23 protein-coding genes are annotated in these 16,337 nt (G+C 69.4%); 17 read left to right on the forward strand and 6 right to left on the reverse strand.

What is annotated here, in order from left to right:
* Positions 1 to 103: 103 nt before the first annotated feature.
* Positions 104 to 586 carry a MarR family transcriptional regulator gene (locus ACFPLC_RS23345; RefSeq protein WP_378201083.1) on the reverse strand — a complete coding sequence of 161 codons (483 nt, stop codon included), beginning with the start codon at positions 584 to 586 and terminating at the stop codon, positions 104 to 106.
* Positions 587 to 735: 149 nt separating this feature from the next.
* Positions 736 to 1,197: a MarR family winged helix-turn-helix transcriptional regulator gene (locus tag ACFPLC_RS23350; protein ID WP_378235918.1), complete on the reverse strand. Its 462-nt coding sequence runs from the start codon at positions 1,195 to 1,197 to the stop codon at positions 736 to 738.
* A gap of 123 nt (positions 1,198 to 1,320) precedes the next feature.
* On the opposite strand from ACFPLC_RS23350, the gene ACFPLC_RS23355 reads away from it, so the two are divergent.
* The gene (locus ACFPLC_RS23355; protein ID WP_378201078.1) at positions 1,321 to 2,508 is read left to right on the forward strand and encodes a PP2C family protein-serine/threonine phosphatase; all 1,188 of its coding nucleotides are present in this window, start codon (positions 1,321 to 1,323) and stop codon (positions 2,506 to 2,508) included.
* An 88-nt stretch (positions 2,509 to 2,596) separates the two neighbouring features.
* On the opposite strand, the gene ACFPLC_RS23360 is transcribed toward ACFPLC_RS23355, so the two are convergent.
* Positions 2,597 to 2,974, reverse strand: a complete 378-nt coding sequence (locus tag ACFPLC_RS23360) for a hypothetical protein (RefSeq protein ID WP_378201075.1) — start codon at positions 2,972 to 2,974, stop codon at positions 2,597 to 2,599.
* Between the two features lie 490 nt (positions 2,975 to 3,464).
* Here ACFPLC_RS23360 and ACFPLC_RS23365 point away from each other — a divergent pair, with 490 nt between their 5' ends.
* The 10 genes from ACFPLC_RS23365 to ACFPLC_RS23410 all read left to right on the forward strand — a co-directional run bounded on the left by ACFPLC_RS23365 (position 3,465) and on the right by ACFPLC_RS23410 (position 8,015).
* The gene (locus ACFPLC_RS23365) at positions 3,465 to 3,929 is read left to right on the forward strand and encodes an Asp23/Gls24 family envelope stress response protein (protein ID WP_378201072.1); all 465 of its coding nucleotides are present in this window, start codon (positions 3,465 to 3,467) and stop codon (positions 3,927 to 3,929) included.
* On the forward strand, positions 3,926 to 4,234 hold the full coding sequence (locus ACFPLC_RS23370; protein ID WP_378235919.1) for a hypothetical protein: 309 nt from the start codon (positions 3,926 to 3,928) through the stop codon (positions 4,232 to 4,234). Before ACFPLC_RS23365 ends, ACFPLC_RS23370 begins: the two co-directional genes overlap by 4 nt.
* The gene (locus tag ACFPLC_RS23375; RefSeq protein WP_176170605.1) at positions 4,231 to 4,407 is read left to right on the forward strand and encodes a hypothetical protein; all 177 of its coding nucleotides are present in this window, start codon (positions 4,231 to 4,233) and stop codon (positions 4,405 to 4,407) included. The genes ACFPLC_RS23370 and ACFPLC_RS23375 overlap by 4 nt, the downstream gene beginning before the upstream one ends.
* Positions 4,404 to 4,778 (forward strand): Asp23/Gls24 family envelope stress response protein, encoded by a 375-nt coding sequence (locus ACFPLC_RS23380; RefSeq protein ID WP_378201158.1) that lies wholly within the window; start codon positions 4,404 to 4,406, stop codon positions 4,776 to 4,778. Before ACFPLC_RS23375 ends, ACFPLC_RS23380 begins: the two co-directional genes overlap by 4 nt.
* Complete coding sequence (locus ACFPLC_RS23385) at positions 4,775 to 5,302, forward strand: DUF6286 domain-containing protein (protein ID WP_378201066.1); 528 nt, start codon at positions 4,775 to 4,777, stop codon at positions 5,300 to 5,302. The genes ACFPLC_RS23380 and ACFPLC_RS23385 overlap by 4 nt, the downstream gene beginning before the upstream one ends.
* Positions 5,299 to 5,871, forward strand: coding sequence for an alkaline shock response membrane anchor protein AmaP (amaP, locus tag ACFPLC_RS23390; protein WP_378201063.1), 573 nt, complete (start codon positions 5,299 to 5,301; stop codon positions 5,869 to 5,871). Before ACFPLC_RS23385 ends, amaP begins: the two co-directional genes overlap by 4 nt.
* A gap of 276 nt (positions 5,872 to 6,147) precedes the next feature.
* Positions 6,148 to 6,486, forward strand: coding sequence for an ANTAR domain-containing protein (locus tag ACFPLC_RS23395; RefSeq protein WP_378201060.1), 339 nt, complete (start codon positions 6,148 to 6,150; stop codon positions 6,484 to 6,486).
* Between the two features lie 225 nt (positions 6,487 to 6,711).
* Entirely contained in the window at positions 6,712 to 7,044 is a 333-nt protein-coding gene (locus tag ACFPLC_RS23400; RefSeq protein ID WP_378201057.1) for an STAS domain-containing protein, read from the forward strand.
* Between the two features lie 123 nt (positions 7,045 to 7,167).
* A complete protein-coding gene (locus tag ACFPLC_RS23405; RefSeq protein ID WP_378201054.1) occupies positions 7,168 to 7,557 on the forward strand; it encodes an STAS domain-containing protein in 390 nt (129 codons plus the stop codon).
* Entirely contained in the window at positions 7,554 to 8,015 is a 462-nt protein-coding gene (locus tag ACFPLC_RS23410; protein WP_378201051.1) for an ATP-binding protein, read from the forward strand. Before ACFPLC_RS23405 ends, ACFPLC_RS23410 begins: the two co-directional genes overlap by 4 nt.
* 10 nt (positions 8,016 to 8,025) lie before the next feature.
* Here the strand turns inward: ACFPLC_RS23410 and ACFPLC_RS23415 are convergent, their stop codons facing one another.
* Positions 8,026 to 8,847: a SigB/SigF/SigG family RNA polymerase sigma factor gene (locus ACFPLC_RS23415; RefSeq protein ID WP_378201155.1), complete on the reverse strand. Its 822-nt coding sequence runs from the start codon at positions 8,845 to 8,847 to the stop codon at positions 8,026 to 8,028.
* 285 nt (positions 8,848 to 9,132) lie between these two features.
* Between ACFPLC_RS23415 and ACFPLC_RS23420 the strand changes: the two genes are divergently transcribed.
* The 6 genes from ACFPLC_RS23420 to ACFPLC_RS23445 all read left to right on the forward strand — a co-directional run bounded on the left by ACFPLC_RS23420 (position 9,133) and on the right by ACFPLC_RS23445 (position 14,456).
* Positions 9,133 to 9,441: a hypothetical protein gene (locus ACFPLC_RS23420; protein WP_378201048.1), complete on the forward strand. Its 309-nt coding sequence runs from the start codon at positions 9,133 to 9,135 to the stop codon at positions 9,439 to 9,441.
* Positions 9,438 to 10,295: a type II secretion system F family protein gene (locus ACFPLC_RS23425; protein ID WP_378201045.1), complete on the forward strand. Its 858-nt coding sequence runs from the start codon at positions 9,438 to 9,440 to the stop codon at positions 10,293 to 10,295. The genes ACFPLC_RS23420 and ACFPLC_RS23425 overlap by 4 nt, the downstream gene beginning before the upstream one ends.
* A complete protein-coding gene (locus ACFPLC_RS23430) occupies positions 10,292 to 10,477 on the forward strand; it encodes a hypothetical protein (RefSeq protein WP_378201042.1) in 186 nt (61 codons plus the stop codon). The genes ACFPLC_RS23425 and ACFPLC_RS23430 overlap by 4 nt, the downstream gene beginning before the upstream one ends.
* Positions 10,452 to 11,042: a hypothetical protein gene (locus ACFPLC_RS23435; RefSeq protein ID WP_378201039.1), complete on the forward strand. Its 591-nt coding sequence runs from the start codon at positions 10,452 to 10,454 to the stop codon at positions 11,040 to 11,042. Before ACFPLC_RS23430 ends, ACFPLC_RS23435 begins: the two co-directional genes overlap by 26 nt.
* The gene (locus ACFPLC_RS23440) at positions 10,945 to 13,581 is read left to right on the forward strand and encodes a LysM peptidoglycan-binding domain-containing protein (RefSeq protein ID WP_378236280.1); all 2,637 of its coding nucleotides are present in this window, start codon (positions 10,945 to 10,947) and stop codon (positions 13,579 to 13,581) included. The genes ACFPLC_RS23435 and ACFPLC_RS23440 overlap by 98 nt, the downstream gene beginning before the upstream one ends.
* A gap of 194 nt (positions 13,582 to 13,775) precedes the next feature.
* Entirely contained in the window at positions 13,776 to 14,456 is a 681-nt protein-coding gene (locus ACFPLC_RS23445; protein WP_378201036.1) for an HU family DNA-binding protein, read from the forward strand.
* Between the two features lie 52 nt (positions 14,457 to 14,508).
* Here the strand turns inward: ACFPLC_RS23445 and ACFPLC_RS23450 are convergent, their stop codons facing one another.
* Positions 14,509 to 15,864, reverse strand: coding sequence for a caspase family protein (locus ACFPLC_RS23450; RefSeq protein WP_378201033.1), 1,356 nt, complete (start codon positions 15,862 to 15,864; stop codon positions 14,509 to 14,511).
* On the reverse strand, positions 15,864 to 16,217 hold the full coding sequence (locus ACFPLC_RS23455; RefSeq protein WP_378201030.1) for an effector-associated constant component EACC1: 354 nt from the start codon (positions 16,215 to 16,217) through the stop codon (positions 15,864 to 15,866). Before ACFPLC_RS23455 ends, ACFPLC_RS23450 begins: the two co-directional genes overlap by 1 nt.
* Between the last annotated feature and the right edge of the window lie 120 nt (positions 16,218 to 16,337).

Raw genomic sequence — 16,337 nt, forward strand, 5'->3', positions numbered from 1 at the left:
GACTGCGTGCTGCACGTCATGGCTGACGGCTGAACCGCGACGTGAGAACGACCTGGCGCAGCGGAGGACCCGTCACGTCAGTTGTCGTATGACAACAGTGACCCTACTGTCCCGCTGCGCGGTTGTCATCCTCGGCGAGATCACGATTGGCTGCGGCCTGGAACGCGCGTAGCCCGCTCGCAAGAGCGTCTCGTTCCTCGGTGGTCAGTGCGGCGAGAACGGTGTGCAGGCTTTCCCTGCGACGCGCACGCAGGTCCTGCAGATAGGCGCGGCCGCTGTCGGACAGGCGCAGGGCCAGTTCCCGGCGATTCTGGGAATGGGGAAGCCGTTCGATGAAGCCCACGGCTTCCAGACGGTCACACAGCCGGCTGGCCAGCGGCGGGGTGGATCCGAGCAGTTCCGCCAAGGTCCGAAGGTTCAGTCCTTCGTAACGGTCGAGTGCGACGACGGCTCGCACCTGCGACACCGACAGCGGCCTGGGAGAGGCGTCGCGGGCTTGCTCGAAGAGGATTTCGAGCAGTTCGGCGGTGTCAGCCACCGCCGCGGCCACCTGGTCGGCAGCGCGCGTCCTGCGCGAACGGTTCACTGTGGCATCCCTCGGTCGAGCCGTCGGCGCAGCCTACCGCGCACTGTCACCGGATCGGAGTGGCATCCGACCCGGATCGAGGCCCATCGAGGGCGATCCATATCCGACTGTTGTCACACGACAACAGTTGTCGTACGGTATCCGCGTGGTCAGGAATCTACTCCTCGCCCGCGGCGAGCGGCGGCGCGAAACGCGGTCAGCCCGGCGAACAGCGCCTCACGGGCTTCAGGAGACAGCGCGGCGAGCACGGCCGCGATGTGCTTCTTCCGACGCGCGCGCACCCGGCTCAGGTGGGCCCGCCCGCGTTCACTCAGGCGTAGCGACAGCTCGCGCCGGCTGTGCTTGCTGAGCGTGCGTTCGACGAACCCGGCGGCCTGGAGGCGGTCGCACAGGCGGCTGGCCAATGGCGGCGTGGTCCCGAGCAGCCCGGCCAGCGAGCTCAGGTTGATGCCTTCGTGGTGATCGAGCACCACCAGGGCCCGGAACTGCGAGGCCGGTAAGGAGTCGTCGGAAACCTGCCGGGCGTAATCCCACAGGAATTCGAACGAGTCGCTCAGGTCGGCAGGCTCGGCCGCGACGGCATCAGCCTGCCAACGTCTCGACCGGTCCACAGATCCGATTTTCGCATCCGAACCACCATTCAGCAGCGCCACCAACGATCTTCGACGCTCTGACGAGCGGACATAACATCGACAGGAGCCCGGAACCTCGGGTTCCAAGGAGGACACACCGCGGTGAAGACGACGGCGGTCGACCGGCTGCTGCGCGAAGCCGCGCCGCACGAACTACTCGCGGTGCTGCGAGCCGTCCTGACCGCGGGATGGGACGCCCAGGCCGTCGAGCTGCTGCTCGCCGACTACGGCATGACCGAACTGCAGCCGGTGGCAGACCTTCCCTACAGCCGGGAGCCGATGCCGGTGCACGGCACGGTCGCGGGCGCGGCGTTCGCCGGTCAGCAGGTGACGTTCGAAACGACCGCGCGCACGGTCGCCGCGTACGTCCCGGTTTCGGTGCGCGGTGACCGCCTGGGCGTCCTGGCGGTCAGTTTCGCGGCGGCTCCGGACCCGGCGGTACAATTCGAACTGTCCCGGATCGCTGAAGCGCTCGCCCACGAGCTCCTGGTCGCCGGCCGGGACACTGATCTGTACCTGCAGGCGCAACGGACCAGCCGGCTCACCCTGGCCGCGGAGATGCAGTGGCAGCTGCTGCCGGGCCGCTCCTGTACCAGGCCCGAGTTCGCCCTCGGTGGGCAGCTCGAGCCTGCCTACGCCGTCCACGGCGACAGCTTCGACTGGTCCGCAACAGCCAGGTCGCTGGCCGTCACGCTGGTCAACGGCATGGGACACGGTGTCGACGCGGCCACGGTGACCCATCTCGCGGTCAACGCCCTGCGCAACGCCCGCCGCGCCGGCGTGCCCCTGACAGTCCAAGCCGAACTCACCGACCAAGCCCTGCACGGCCACTACGACGGACGCGAATACGTCACCGCCCTGCTCCTGCAGCTCGACTTGGTCACCGGCGCACTCGATGTCGTCGACACCGGCTCGCCGCGCGTGTGGCTGCTGCGCGACGGCGATGCCCGCCGCGTCTCCTTCGACGAACAGCTGCCCTTGGGCGCCTTCGGCGACACCGACTACGTCACTCAGCGCCTGCAGGTCAATCCCGGTGACCGGCTGGTCTTCGTCAGCGACGGCGTTTACGACGCCATCGGCCCCACCGGCGACCTCTACGGCGACTCCGGCCTCGCCGACACAGTCATCGACACCGCCGAACTCACCGCCGCGCAAGTTCCGGGCGCGGTCCTGGCCGACCTCGCCCTTCGTCGCGCAGCCGCCGGGACCACCGACGACGCCATGGTGGTTTGCCTCGACTGGTTCGGCCCCGACCCGAGCCGCAATACCGCGCCGTCGAACGGTGGATAACCCGAGGGCCGAACCGCCTCAGGACGACCTGCGGCTCGTCTTCATGTCGTTGCGCTGGGTGCCGAGCGGTCGCTCGCGGTGAACGCGGTCAGTTCTTCGGTGGCGGCTGCAGAGCGACGACACCGGCAACGCCCAGCAGCACCAATTTCCGCTGCACGGAGTCCGACGGACGCAGTACCAGCCGGCTGCCGTCCAGCGTGGCCGCGCGAGCGCGACGCAACAACACCGCGACGACCTCATTCGTCACCACCTGGGCGGCGGTGGCGTCGACCAGGACAGTCCCGCCCGCACACCGCGCCGCCGCCACGTCCAGCGCGGCAGCCAAAGCATCAGCCTCATCGAGATCGCCGGTTCGGACGGTGATGGTGACCGTCCCGTCGACGGCGGGGCTGACCTCGACGACGTGGCGCCATGCCACATCGGGCTCAGCCGGTTCAGGAGCGGCCGGATCGGCAATGGCGCTCAACGTGGACGACCTTTCGCCGATGCTCCGGGTGGGCCTGCACTCGGGGTGTCGTGAACCGAGCGGTGTTCGTTAGCACGCGCGACGAGCGCGTGTGAGGGGCCGATGCCGGGCGTGAGCCGATGAGCCTCGAGTCGCCGCCCGGCCGAACCGCACTGTCCAGGTGACGCGGGGACGTCGTCCATCCACCGGGCGGCAACGCTGGAGACGATCTCACCCGCCGATGTCACGCGAGCGCACATGCAGACCGAGCCGGTTCACGACCACGTTTGCTTGCGATGTAGCCGTTAGATGGGCCGCTGCTGACCCAGGTGAGCGCGTCATCTGGCATCCGTGCCCGGTACAGCCCCTCTCGTTGGGAGGAGTGGTGTGCTTCACACGATCGGGTCGTGACGATCTTCCGAACCGGGTGTCTGTCCTGTGTGGAGGAAACAATCGAAGCTGGTTCCTCTGCCACCGCAAGACATCCGATTTGTGCGAAGGAGACACCACGATGACCGCTGCAGCCACCAAGGTTCCCGCGCAGACCACCTCGTCTCAGCCCGCGAAGACCGAAGGCGCGCTGGTGAGCGCTCAGGGCTCGACGTCGATCTCCGACGTCGTGGTGCAGAAGATCGCCGGCCTGGCCACCCGCGAAATCCCTGGCGTGCACGCCCTCGGCGGCGGCGCCGCGCGGGCGTTCTCGGCCATCCGTGAGCGCATCCCGGGCGCGACCGCTTCGGCGGGTCAGGGCGTGTCGGTGGAGGTGGGCGAGAAGCAGGCCGCCGTCGACCTGCAGATCGTCGTCGAATATGGCGTCTCCATCGCCGACCTCTCGCGCTCGGTGCGCCGTAACGTGATCACCGCGGTCGAGCAGATGACCGGCCTGGAGGTGGTCGAGGTCAACATCCACGTCGGCGACCTGCACCTGCCGTCGGACGACGAGGGCGAGAACACCGACACCGGCCGGGTGCAGTGACCTCCGAACCCGACGCCGCCCGGATCGCCGCCGCCGTGCTGGCCGTGCCCGGCGTGGCCGGCCTGCACGGCGGCCGGTTCGGGGAGATCGCCACCCTCGACCCGCCGCGGCGGGTCAAGGGCGTCCGGGTCCGTGAGGGGGACGTCACCGTCGCCGTCACCGCGCACTTCCCGGTGGTGGCCGCTGAACTCGCCGCGGCGATCCGGGCCGCGGCCGGTGTCACCGGGAGGGCCGTGCACGTCGTGCTGGCGGACCTCGCCGAACAGTCCGTTCTGGAGCAGCAAGCGAAGGAGAAGGTGTCGTGAATTCCACCCAGCTCGGCCTCTTGACCGGCCTCGTGCTCGGCCTGGCCGTCGCCTTCGGCGGGTTCGGCGCGTTCGCCGCCGTCGCCGTCCTCGGCGCGATCGGGTTCCTGGTCGGCCGCGTCCTCGACGGCAAGCTCGACCTGTCCCAGCTGTCCGGGCGCGACCGGGGCTGAGCACCGTGACCGCCACCCTCGAACGCGGCACGCTGACCATCGCCGACCAGGCCGTGCAGCGCCTGGCCGCCCACGCGGTGCGGGAAATCGACGAGGTCGGGGGCGCCGCCGGCCGGGTGCTCGGTGTCAGCCTCGGTGCCGAAGACCCCGACCGGTCCGCCAAGGTCACCGCCCACGTCACCGGCGGCGGCGTGACGCTGGACGTGCGCCTCTCGATCACCTACCCGGCCTCGGTGGCCCGGACGACCGAGCGGGCTCGCGAGCACCTCGAGCGACGCGTCGAGGAGCTGACCGGGCTCACCGTCACCCGCGTCGACATCACCGTCACCGCCCTGCACACGCCCGTCGCCAAGTCCCGGAGGGTCGAATGAAACGCCGCCCGCGCCGCAGCGTCCCGGCCCTGCTGAGCGCGGTCGTGCTGCTGGGCTTGTGCGTGCTCGTCGCCGTGAGCGCCATCCAGCGCCTCCTCGGCGAACGCGCCTGGATCAGCTACGACACCGTCGCCGCCACGCTGCACGACCTGCGTTGGACCGACGTCGCGACCGCCGTCGCCGGAGGTGTTCTCGCGTTGGCCGGAGTGGTGCTGCTGCTGGCCGCGATCCTGCCCGGGGCGGCCACTGTGCTGCCGCTGGCCGGGCGCTTCGATTCCGGCGTCGCCCGCGGCGGCTACCGCACGACCCTGCGCACCGCTGCGGCTGGCGTCGACGGCGTCGCCGCGGCCCGGGTGAAGCTTGGCCGGCGGCGGGTCAAGGTCTGCGTCGACACCGCCCGCACCCGTCCCGATGGCCTCGCCGACGCCGTCCGCGCCGCGGTCGCCGACCGGCTGGACCGGATCGGCCCGGCCACCCACCCTGCGGTGGCAGTGCGGGTCCGCGCCCCGAGGAGGACGACATGACCGACTTCAACCGTCCGGCGCGCCTCAACCGCACGGTCCTGGCCCTGCTCGGGCTGCTCCTGCTGGCCGCCGGCGGATTCACGATGGCGACGCACTTCGGGCGCCTGCGCGTGCTCGACCCGGCCGCGACGCTGGTGCCCGGCACGGCCGCGCCGCCGACGTGGGTCTGGTACGTCACCGCCGCGGTCGCGGTGCTGCTGGGGTTGCTGGCGCTGCGCTGGATCCTCGCCCAGCTGACCCGCCGGCCACCGACCCGGACCTGGCGCTTCGACACCGACCCGGACCGCGGCCGCACCGAACTGGCCGCCGACACCGCCGTCGTCCCGTTCACCGAAGAACTGCGTGCTCACCCCGGCGTCCACCAGGCTCGTGCGACGCTGGCGGGAACCCGCGAAGCCCCGAGGCTCGCCTTGGTCGTCACCTTGGCCCACGACGGCGACCCGCAGGAGATCCGGGAACACCTGGCGACGGAGGCCCTACCCCGGTTGCACCAGGCGCTCGACCTGGAAGCTTTCCCGGTGAGCGTGGAGTTCCGCTTCGCCGCGACCACCGGGCGCAGCCTCCGCTGATGGGACGCGGGCAACGGCCTGGCGAGGTGCCAACTGTGAAGGCGGTGGCCGGAGGGCTGGTTGTTCAACCGTCCGGCCACCTCGTGTCCTTTACCCGCCGATCAACGTGCCAATCGTGTGCATCGGGCACCCATCGTTCCAGCCGTCCGAGACGGCGCGGGAAAGCCGGAATCGATGCGGAATCGCTCGATTGTCCGGTCGGCGCATCGGGCGATGCCGGCTTCAGCGGCCTCGCGTCGCGGTGCCTGGTGGGGCTGGATGAGGTGAAATGAGCGCATGACGTCGTGGAGATCCCCGGACAACCCGGCCGACGAGCTGGCCCAGCTGCGGGACGCCCTCGACACGCAGCCGGTCATCGAGCAAGCCAAAGGCATGCTGATGCTGGTGCGCGGCTGGAACGCCGCGACCGCCTTCACCGCGCTGCGCACCATCTCCCAGCGCACCAACGTCAAGTTGCACGAGGTCGCCGCGGTCGTGGTCGCGGCAGGCAGCCGCACCGAAGCCGGCACCGTGAGTGCGGAAACCTTCGCCGTGGTCCTCGACCAGCTGCGGCAGCACGTGCTCGGGTCGGCCTTCGACACCGCCAACCAGGAAGATCAGTCCGAGGCCGGTTGAGCGGGCGGCCGGATGGGCTGTACGTGTCTGGCCCGGTCCGTGTTCTGCGCGCCATCCGGGCCGTGGCGCTTCGCTGCAGTACCCGGTGTCGGCCGGGGTGCGGTGCGGCGTCGCGGTTGAGACCACCAGCCGCCACCGAACCGGAGTTCGGCCTGCCCACCGGCAGCCCGGCACCGCGGGGGCACGGCACATCCGGCTCCCCCGCGTCGACGAGGAGGCCACCACATGCGCGCCACCGTCAACCCCGGCAGTCGCCGTGACATCCACACCGTCCCTCTTGCGGGTACCCGCTTCACCGTGACGACCACGGCCGACGCGGCCATGGTCGCGGTCATCATCGATCTCACCGCGGTCGGGTTCTGCTCTTCCGGCGGCCTGTCGGTCCTGGTCAACGCTGTGACCAACGCTCATTCACGTGGCATCGCCTGCGCCGTCATCGCCAGCCAGCGCGCCGTGGTCCGCCCGATCAAGTTGCTGCTCCTTGACCGCATCCTGCCTGTCCATGCCGACCGGGCCGACGCCGAGGAGTGGTTGTCTCTGGTGGCGCGGCTGCGCTGATCAAAAGTCCTGGTTAACCAATCGGCTATTCGGGTACTCGTCGGCGCCGCGGAAGTGGCTGCCGCTGGTTGGGGTGCCCGGAGAAGGGAACGAGCTGATGGCCAGGAGATCGGAAACGCGCCGGTGAACGACGACGTCGCCGACCACACCCAGATCGACGACGCCCTGCGGCTCTCTTTGCGCGAGGAGGCATCCTCGGGGGCGCTGGTACTTGCCGCGGCGGGCGAAGTTGATCTCCTTACCGCCGACCAGCTGACCGACGCGGTCGCCGCCGCACTCGCCCAGCGACCCGCCGTGCTCGTGATCGACCTGACCGCGGTGACCTTCCTCGACTCCTCCGGCCTGTCGGTGCTGGCCAAGGCCCACGCCACCGGCGGGCAGCGCACCACGGTGCGGGTCGCCACGATCTCCGACAGCTTGGCCCACCGCGCCATCACCCTTACCGGGATGGATCAGCTGCTCCCGGTCTTCCCCAGCCGGACGGACGCGCTGGCCGCAGATCACTCGCGATGACCTGCGCCGCCGACAGCTCAGCCGACGACACCGCCACCGCGCCGGATCTGCTGCACGAGGACGTGCCTGCCGAGCCGGCCCGGATCAGCCCCCTGCGCGACCAGCTCGCCGGCTGGGCCACCAGTACCGGCTTGGCGCCGGAACGAGTGCAAGATCTGCTGTTGGCGGTGTACGAAGCCATGGCCAACGTCGTGGTCCACGCCTACCCAGATCGGCCCGGCTCCTTCACCGTGCACGCCCGCCACGTAGGTGGCGCTGTGACCGTCACCATCCGCGACTCCGGTCAGTGGCAAGCGGTTCCGCGCTCGTCCCTGCTCGGCGGCCGCGGATTGCCCCTGATACACACCCTGGCCGACCAGGCGCTGGTCGAGACGAGCGTGGCCGGCACCACCGTCACCATGACCTGGACGCGTAACGATCAGCCCGCAATGCCTGCCGCCGATTCTCCAGCCGGGTGAACGGGAAACCCTAGTCGGCGACGATGTGCGCGCGGAGCTGTTCGAGGGTCTTGGCCAGCAGCCGCGAGATATGCATCTGGGACACGCCGATCCGCTTCGCGATCTCGCGCTGCGGCAGCTCATCGACGAACCGCATCTTGACGATCGCGCGTTCCCGGGCCGGCAACTTCGCCAGCGCAGCCTGCAACGCGACACGGTTGTCAAAACGGCTGAACCCGGATTCCTCGACCGCGAGCTGGTCAGCGACCGTCACCGTGTCCTCGGCGCCGCGAACGGGAGCGTCGATCGAATGTGGCCGGTACGCCTCCGCCGCCAGCAGGCCTTCCCGCACGAAGTCGACGCCCATCCCCAGGTGCGCCGCCAGCTCGCTCGGCGTGGGCGCCCGGCCCAGGTCGCGCGCGAGGGTGTCGGTCGCCGTGCTGAGCTTCTGCTGCAGCTCCTTCAAGGAGCGAGGAACACGCATCGACCAGCCGGTGTCGCGGAAATGGCGGCGAACTTCGCCCATGACCGTCGGCACCGCGAAGGACAAGAAGTCCGCGCCCCGCTCGGGATCGTAGCGGTCGACGGCCCGGATCAGGCCGGTCCGCGCGACCTGCAGCAGATCGTCGAACGGTTCGCCGCGGCCGCTGAAGCGCCGGGCGATGTGTTCGGCCAGCGGGAGGTGCTCGGTGATCAACCGCGCCCGCAGTTCGCTGCGCCGAGTGTTCTCGTCGCCGAGCCGGCTCCGTTCGGCGAACAGCGGAACACAGTGGGAGTACTCGTCGGAACGGCGCTGGGACTGCACAGTGGGTGTCGCGACAGACGGATTTCGTTCGGGCGCTTGGACAACCATGCGCTCCTGGTACCCAATCGCTGGCGAAACCACACGATCCGCTACTCCTTCGCCCAACATTACGGCTCCAAAAGGAAAGCTGACTACGTTTGCCGCCGAGACCGGGACCCGAGCCGGACACGCGAACGGCGCAGGCGCCGGATCATCAGGTTCCGTTGTACGGGATCAGACCGCGCGGTGCTGCATTGTGTGCTCGTCGGTTGTACGGTCAGTGTCCAACGGCTCAGTCCGGTGGCCATCGCACCTCATCGACCCGGGTGCCGTGGGGCCCAAAGCGCAGCGGCAGTGAGTCTTGCCAATGGTTCGAGGAGGCCCGAGGTCGTTGCCAACACCATCGACCTGATCGTCCACGTCGACCTCGCGTACGAGCCCGGCCGTCTCGATCGCCACGTTGCCGAAGTCGTCGCTGTCGAGCCGGGGGAGTACGGCCGTCCGGCCCGGACCTTCCTGTTCACCCCGGAGGACGGCCGACGTTCCGTGCCGACCGGCAACCTGCCGACTGACATCGAGGACTACGAGCGCGGCGGCTTCGACCGCAGTTGGCTGACCAGCAGCGGCGACGGCGGCTGGCTGACCGATCGGAGCCCGCGATGACCGAGTTCGTCCTGACGCTGGCCGGCGCAGGTGCCGGCCTGGGCCTCACCTTGGCCTTCATCGGCCTTCACGGTCTTGAGCCGAACGGTCTGCCGACGTTCCGGCGCGGCCGGTGGCTTCTGGCCTGGTGGTCGACCAGGCGCCGCAGCTCCGCGCGATGGACTGTGGCCTGCGGCGCGGGTGCGCTCGTCTGGCTGGTCAGCGGCTGGCCGGTCGCCGGACTTGCCATCGCCGCAGCCGGCGTCTTCCTGCCGTGGCTGTTCGGCGCAGGCAAGCTCGCCACCGAGCGCATCGAGCGGCTGGAGGCGCTCGAGGACTGGCTGCGACGCCTTGCCGACGTTCTGCGCGCAGGCAACGCCGGCCTCGTCGGCGCGCTGCAAGGGGCCGCCCATGAGGCCTCGCCGGCGATCAGCGCCGAGGTCACCGCGCTCGGGCAGCGCCTGCGCACCTGGCACGTCGCCGACGCCCTCCTGCGGTTCGCTGACGACCTCGACGACCAGATCGGTGACGCTGCCGCGGCGGGACTGTGCGTTGCACACCGGCAGGGGACCGGCACCGCCGAACTGTTGACCACCCTTGCCCGCCAGATCGCCGCCGACGTCGCGGCGCGCCGGGACGCGGAGACCGAACGGGCTCGGAGGCGGTCCGCGGCGCGGATCCTGCTCGGCCTCTGGGCCGTGATGTTCGTCGGCTTCGCCGCCTTCGGCAGCGACAGCTACACCTCGGTCTACAACTCGGTCGGCGGGCAGCTGGTGCTCGCTGTCGTGCTGGGCGTCGTCGGCGTCGCGATGGTGTGGTTGCGACGGCTCGGTGTCGAGCCCGCGGCCCCGCGGTTCCTTCGCGAACGGTCATGAACACCGAAGCGGCGCTGATCATCCTCGCCATCACGGCCGCGATCGGCGTGACGCTGGCCGTGGCGGCCTTCGCGCCGACGCGGCCACGGCTTGCCGACGTTCTTCACGAGAGGCCGCAGAAGCCTGCGCCATGGTCTCGTCGTGCGGGCAGACCGGATGAAGCTGATCGCGAAACCCGCTGACCTGGCGCTGGTCGGGCAGTCTCGGGAATCGTTCGTGGTCCAGCGGGTCGGCTTTCTGATCGTCGGCGCCTTGTGGATCCCGGTCCTGACCGTTCTCTTGGCGATGATCGGCGCGGTGCCGCCGATCGTGCTGACCGGTGCGGCGTCCGTGGGGTGCGCGCTTCTCGGCTGGCAGCTGCCGGTGATCGTGCTGAAGAGCAAGGTCAAGCACGCCCGGGCAGCGTTCGCCGGCGCACTCGCGGCCTACTGCCGGCTTGTCGCGCTGGGGCGGCTCGGCGACCGCGGCCCGACGGCCGCCTCATCGTTGAAACCACGATTACCCGGCCGACTGTCTTCCTCGGCTCGATCGGCGTCTCCGAGTTCACCGTCCACGGCACCGGAGCGGCGGTCGTGGTGTCCGCAGGATAGGAGGAAGTGCGATGCGAACCGCGAGACTGTTGGTCGGCGTCGCCACACTGATCGCGATCATCGCGGCGCCACCGACGGCATTGTGGCACTTCCGGTCCGCCTACCTGCCCGACCACCTGCCCTCGATGTCAGAGGTCGCCGAGTGGCTGACCAGTGAAGACACTGGCCAGGTCTTCCTTCTGCTGCTAGTCGGCGCGGGCTTCGTCGCGTGGCTCCAGCTGGTGATCGCGATCGCGCTGGAAGCGGTTGCCCGGCTCCGCGGCGCCACCGTGCCCCGGCTCCCTGGCTTCGCATGGGCACATCGCATCGCTGCCGCCTTGGTGCTTTGCGTGCTGACCGGCACGGCGGCCGAGGCCGCGGAGCCTACCGGCGACGGAACTCCGTCCACGCACGTGGTCATCCCCGGCGACAGCCTGACGAAGATCGCCGCCGGCGAACTCGGCAGCGCGGCCCGCTACCAGGAGATCTACGACCTCAACCGCGGCGCCCGCCAGCCTGACGGCCGCTCCCTCCAGAACCCTGGCCTGCTGCGGCCCGGTTGGGTCCTGCGCTTGCCGCACGACTCCGACTGTGAAGAAGTCGTCGTGCGGCCTGGTCAGACGCTGACCCAGATTGCCCGCGAACAGCTCAGCGACGCTCGACGGTACCGCGAGATCTTCGACCTCAACCGCGAACGACCTCAGCCGACCGGACACCGGCTGGACGACCCCGACGCCATCCACCCCGGCGACGTCCTGCGCATACCCCGCCCACCGAAACCCGCCGCCGGGGGTGGTGGCGCTCCGTCCGCCGCCGTATTCGTCCGCGGCCCCGAGTCGTGCCAGACCACCGAGCCACCGGCGCCTCCGCCCGTGCCCGTGCAACCGCCGAAGCCACCTGACGTGCGGACCCCCGCACCGCTCTCGACGGCGATGACGCCGGCCGTCGAGGATGGGTCCTCGATCGCGCTGACGAGTGTTGGCGGTGTCCTCGCCGCCGGTCTGCTCACCTTGCTGGCGGTCCGGCTACGCCGCGCGCAGCGGCGCCGCCGTCCCGGCTACCGGATTCGGCCCAGGGAGCCCGGCCCGCTCGAACAGGCGCTCCACGCCGCCGCCCAACCCGCCACAGTCGGCGATCTCGACCTTGCGCTGCGAACTTTCGCGGGACACCACAAGGGCGACCTGCCGCGACTGCGGGCCGTCAAGATCGACTCTGAGGGAATCAGGCTGCAGCTCACCGAGGCGAGCGAGCCGAGCGAGCCGTTCGTCGAATCGGGACCGGCCGAGTGGAAGCTGAACCCGTCGGCGAGCCTCGACGGCGACGACGTCCCACCGCCGTACCCGGCCCTCGTGTCCCTCGGCCACACCATGAATCGCGACCTCGTGCTGATCGATCTGCGCGAAGCCGGTGTGGTCACCTTGGCCGGAGGTCGGGACGCCATCGAGGCCGTGGTGCTGGCGATGGCCTGGGATCTGGCGGCAGCTCCGTGGGCCGCGCGGACGCGGGTCACCCTGGTGGCCGTCGGCCGGATGTCGGCCGAGCGCCATCCGGGCCGGATTCGGTACGCGGCAGGATGGGACGAAGCCATCGCTGGGCTGGAGCCGCAGCCAAACAGGCCTCAGGTGCTGTTGTCGGCCATCCCGTTGAGCGAAGACGTCACTCAACGGCTTCTGCAGTGCGGGCCGGACGCCGTCGTGGCGGCTCACCACCCCGACGTCTTGTTGCCGGGGGCCTGGTGCCTTGACGTCCGAGGCCCTCGCACCGCTGTAGAGGACCTCGGCGTGGACGTGGAACTGCAAAGGCTTTCGCCGGAGCAGCTCGACGAACTCGTCGCGGCTTTGGCCGACGCTGATGACCCCGTCGAAGTCGTGGCCGACGAGTACCGGAACGTCCCGCCGGAAGAGAGCGGCGTGCCAGAACCTCTCGCGGCGCGAGGACCGACGGTCTCGGTCAGGCCGCGCCCTCTCACTCCGGCGGCGCCCTCGCTCCTGTTGCTGGGGCCCGTTCGGCTGGTCGGAGCCGACCCGCAGGCCGTGGAGGGCAAGAAGCTCAACCGCCTGACGGAGCTGGCTGCGTCCCTTTCTCTCGACCCGGGAGTGACGGCCGACGAGATCTCCCGCCGACTCGGCACGGATGCGCAACCCTGGTCGGCGGCAACCCGGCAGGGGTACATCTCCCGCCTGCGGACCTGGCTCGGCCGGGACGAGAACGACGAGCTGTACGTACCGAACGTCGACGCGCGACATGGCGGATACCGGATGGCGGGCTCGTTCACCTCCGACTGGCAGGCGTTCCGGGACCTTGCGCAGCGCGGTCTCGCTGAGCGGGAGTGCGTCGTCGAGCATCTGCAGGAAGCACTGGAACTGGTCCGGGGGACGCCGTTCGCCAACGTCCCGCCCGGCAGGTACGCATGGAGTTCCTGGCTGCAGCGGGAGATGCTCGACGCGATCGTGGACGTGGCCCACACCTTGGCCGACGCCTGCCAGAAGGCGGGCGACCTCGTGGCCGCGCGCCGGGCGACGATGCGCGGTCTGCTGGCCGAGCCCCTAAGCGAACTCCTGTACCGGGACCTGCTCCGGATCGAGTACCGCGCCGGAAACCACACCGGGGTGCGGGAGACGGCGGACAAGCTCACCGTGCTCGCGGTGTCCCTCGACGTGGAGCTGGACGAGGAAACCACCGCCCTGGTGGGGGTGTTGCTGGCGCGTCGGCCATAGAACGGTTGTGGCTAAGAGTATTTCTTCGATGAAGTGTCGATCATGTGTTCGAGTTTCTGATCGTCCTGTCCGGACGGTCGTGGTATCCGGCACATGTCCTATGAGGACCGTTTGGCTTACAATGGCATTGGTAATACGCTGTGCGCTGTCGGCCGTGATGGGCCTGACTGGTGGTTCCACTTTGGAGGACTGGAATGACGAACAAGGCCCAGCTGATCGAGGCGCTGTCGGAGCGTCTGGGCGATGACAAGAAGGTGGCTGCGCAGGCCGTGGACGGTCTGGTGGACATCATCATCCGGACGGTCAATAAGGGCGAGAAGGTCAACATCACCGGGTTCGGGGTGTTCGAGAAGCGCGCTCGCGCGGCTCGCACGGCGCGGAACCCGCGTACCGGTGAGGCCGTGAAGGTGAAGAAGACCAACGTGCCCGCGTTCCGTGCCGGCACCACGTTCAAGGACGTCATCTCCGGCACGAAGAAGCTCCCGAAGGCGACCCCGGTCAAGCGCGCGGCGGCTTCGACGTCGACGCGTGCGACGGCGACCAAGACCGCGGCGGCCGCTGCTCCGGCGAAGGCGGCGACGACCCGCACCACGCGGGCGGCGGCGGCGAAGCCGGCCGCGACGACCACGCGGACCCGCGCGACCGCGGCGAAGCCGGCGGCCAAGGCGACCACGGCGACGAAGGCGGCCCTGAAGACCACGGCGGCCAAGACGACGGCGGCCAAGGCCACCACGGCGAAGGCGACCCCGGCGAAGGCGGCCACCACGCGCACCCGGACTGCTGCCGCCAAGCCGGCCGCGGCCAAGACCACCGCGGCGAAGGCCCCGGCGGCGAAGGCCCCGGCCAGGCGGACTTCCGCGGCCAAGAAGAAGTAACCGGATCCTTCCGGCGAAGGGCCCCGCACCGAGTGGTGCGGGGCCCTTCCGGTCAGCGGCGGCGGAGAGCCCGCGGTAAACAAGCCAGGATGGAACCGAACACAAGCCAGCCGAAGGCGTTGATGAGCGTGACCACCCATTGGCTGGTGCCCTCGATGAACGTCCACTTGCCGTCCTGGCCGAGGTCGATGATGGGTAGCGCCAGATCCGCAGTGAAGACGAGGGGGTTCCAGGTGATGGAGTCCTCGGAAATCGAGTGCGGAGGGGGCTGAGCAACGAAGAAGATCGTTCCCATCACGACGACGAAGAGGAGCCAGTTCAGGGCTCTTGCCGGCCGGTACCCGTAGCCGACGAACGACCGGAGTATCCAACTCCAGGCACGCACGACGGGTCCCGCCACGAGCAAGCTGTCGGCGCGGGCCGCGTAACGCTGATGCTCCTTCTCCATCAGAACGAGTTCGGAGTCAGTCTCGTACCCTTCGTCGTAGTACGCAGCCGCGAGCCGGTCATAGTGCCTTGGGATGAACCGTGGGCTGCGGCGGCGTAACTCCTTCAAGCTCTCCCTGGCGGGAACGTAGTTTTCCCGGGAAGTCGCGGCGTCGACGCGAACTGGCTCGCCCGTCGCTGTCGGCAGCCGTAGTTCAGGAGCAGTGCCGCTGGTGAAGGCGGCGTTGCGGACGAGGGCCAAGTGCCCGGCGGTGTCCTTGGTCTGCTGGTGAGGTTTCGGCAGGCCTGCACGGACCAGCAGGTTGTGCAGATATGGGAATAGGTAGGAGCATGTCAGGAACTCCGGCCCACCGATGACGCCGCCGCGCAGGAGCTGCAGGAAGACGTCAGTGAACGCCGTGAACTCAGCGCCGTCCAGTACGCGAGCGGCTTGACTCGGGCCGGAGGCCGTCAGCACGTGCGTTCCCTCGATGTCGACCTGGTTCAGCGCCGCGGTCACGCCGCCGCCGCCGAGTCTGCCCAGCCTGGTCATCGCCTGGCCACTATGGCAGCAGTCGAGTACGAGGATCCTCGTCTTGGCGGGGCTGTCGAGGAAGGCTCGTTTGATCCAGGCGAAGGGGACCCCGGTCCGGTGGATCCGGTTCTCGTCGCTGCTCGCGACGGTCAGGTACAGCTCTTCGTCCTCGCCGACGCGTCCGTGGCCCGCGTAGTACACCAGCAGTAGGTCTTCGGCCTCGCGCACGATCGGCTCGAGCCACTCGTCGAGCTGCGCGGGCGTCTCCGGATCGAGCAGCATCGCGACTGCCGCTCGGGGCATACCGCCGAGCTCGGGATCGACGAAGATCTCCTTCAACGCGGCGAGGTTGTTCGCGATGGCCGGCACGTCCGCCAAGGAGCCATCTGCATAGGTCGACGTGCCGATAAGCGCGATCCGCGATGTCGTAGCGTCGCCCAGCCGCATCAGCCCGCATCCTCCTCCAGGAAGCCTTTGATCTGTTCGAGAATCTTGGTCGCGTCATCAGGGCTGCTTGCGTCGAGGCTAAGCTCCTTGCCCTTCCGCTTGAGGCGGAGCTTGACGGTCCTTCTCCGAGTCGTCAGCCAGGTGGTCAGTACGCCGGCGACACCGGCGATCACCTTGGGGTCGATCGCGACCCGGATGACCTCCTCGGCGACACCCAGTGTCCCCGGCGCCGGTTGTCCCCGGATCAGCTCCGGGACGACTCCCCGAAGGTCATCGTCCCGCAGGGCGGCCAGCAACGACCGGAGCTGCGCGAACTGCTCGTCAGCCGTGACCTCGAGATCGAGCGAATCCAATTGCCTCTCCCTTGCCCGGGCGTCAAGTAATCGTTGATTTAGAGGGCTCTGTTACTCGCAGGACGCGACCGGGGGCCGTCTACCAGGTGACGTCATCAAGGGCAGGGTTCAGGTGTGTCT

Source organism: Amycolatopsis plumensis, assembly GCF_042652605.1.
In the GTDB taxonomy this organism is placed as follows: Bacteria; Actinomycetota; Actinomycetes; order Mycobacteriales; family Pseudonocardiaceae; genus Amycolatopsis; species Amycolatopsis plumensis.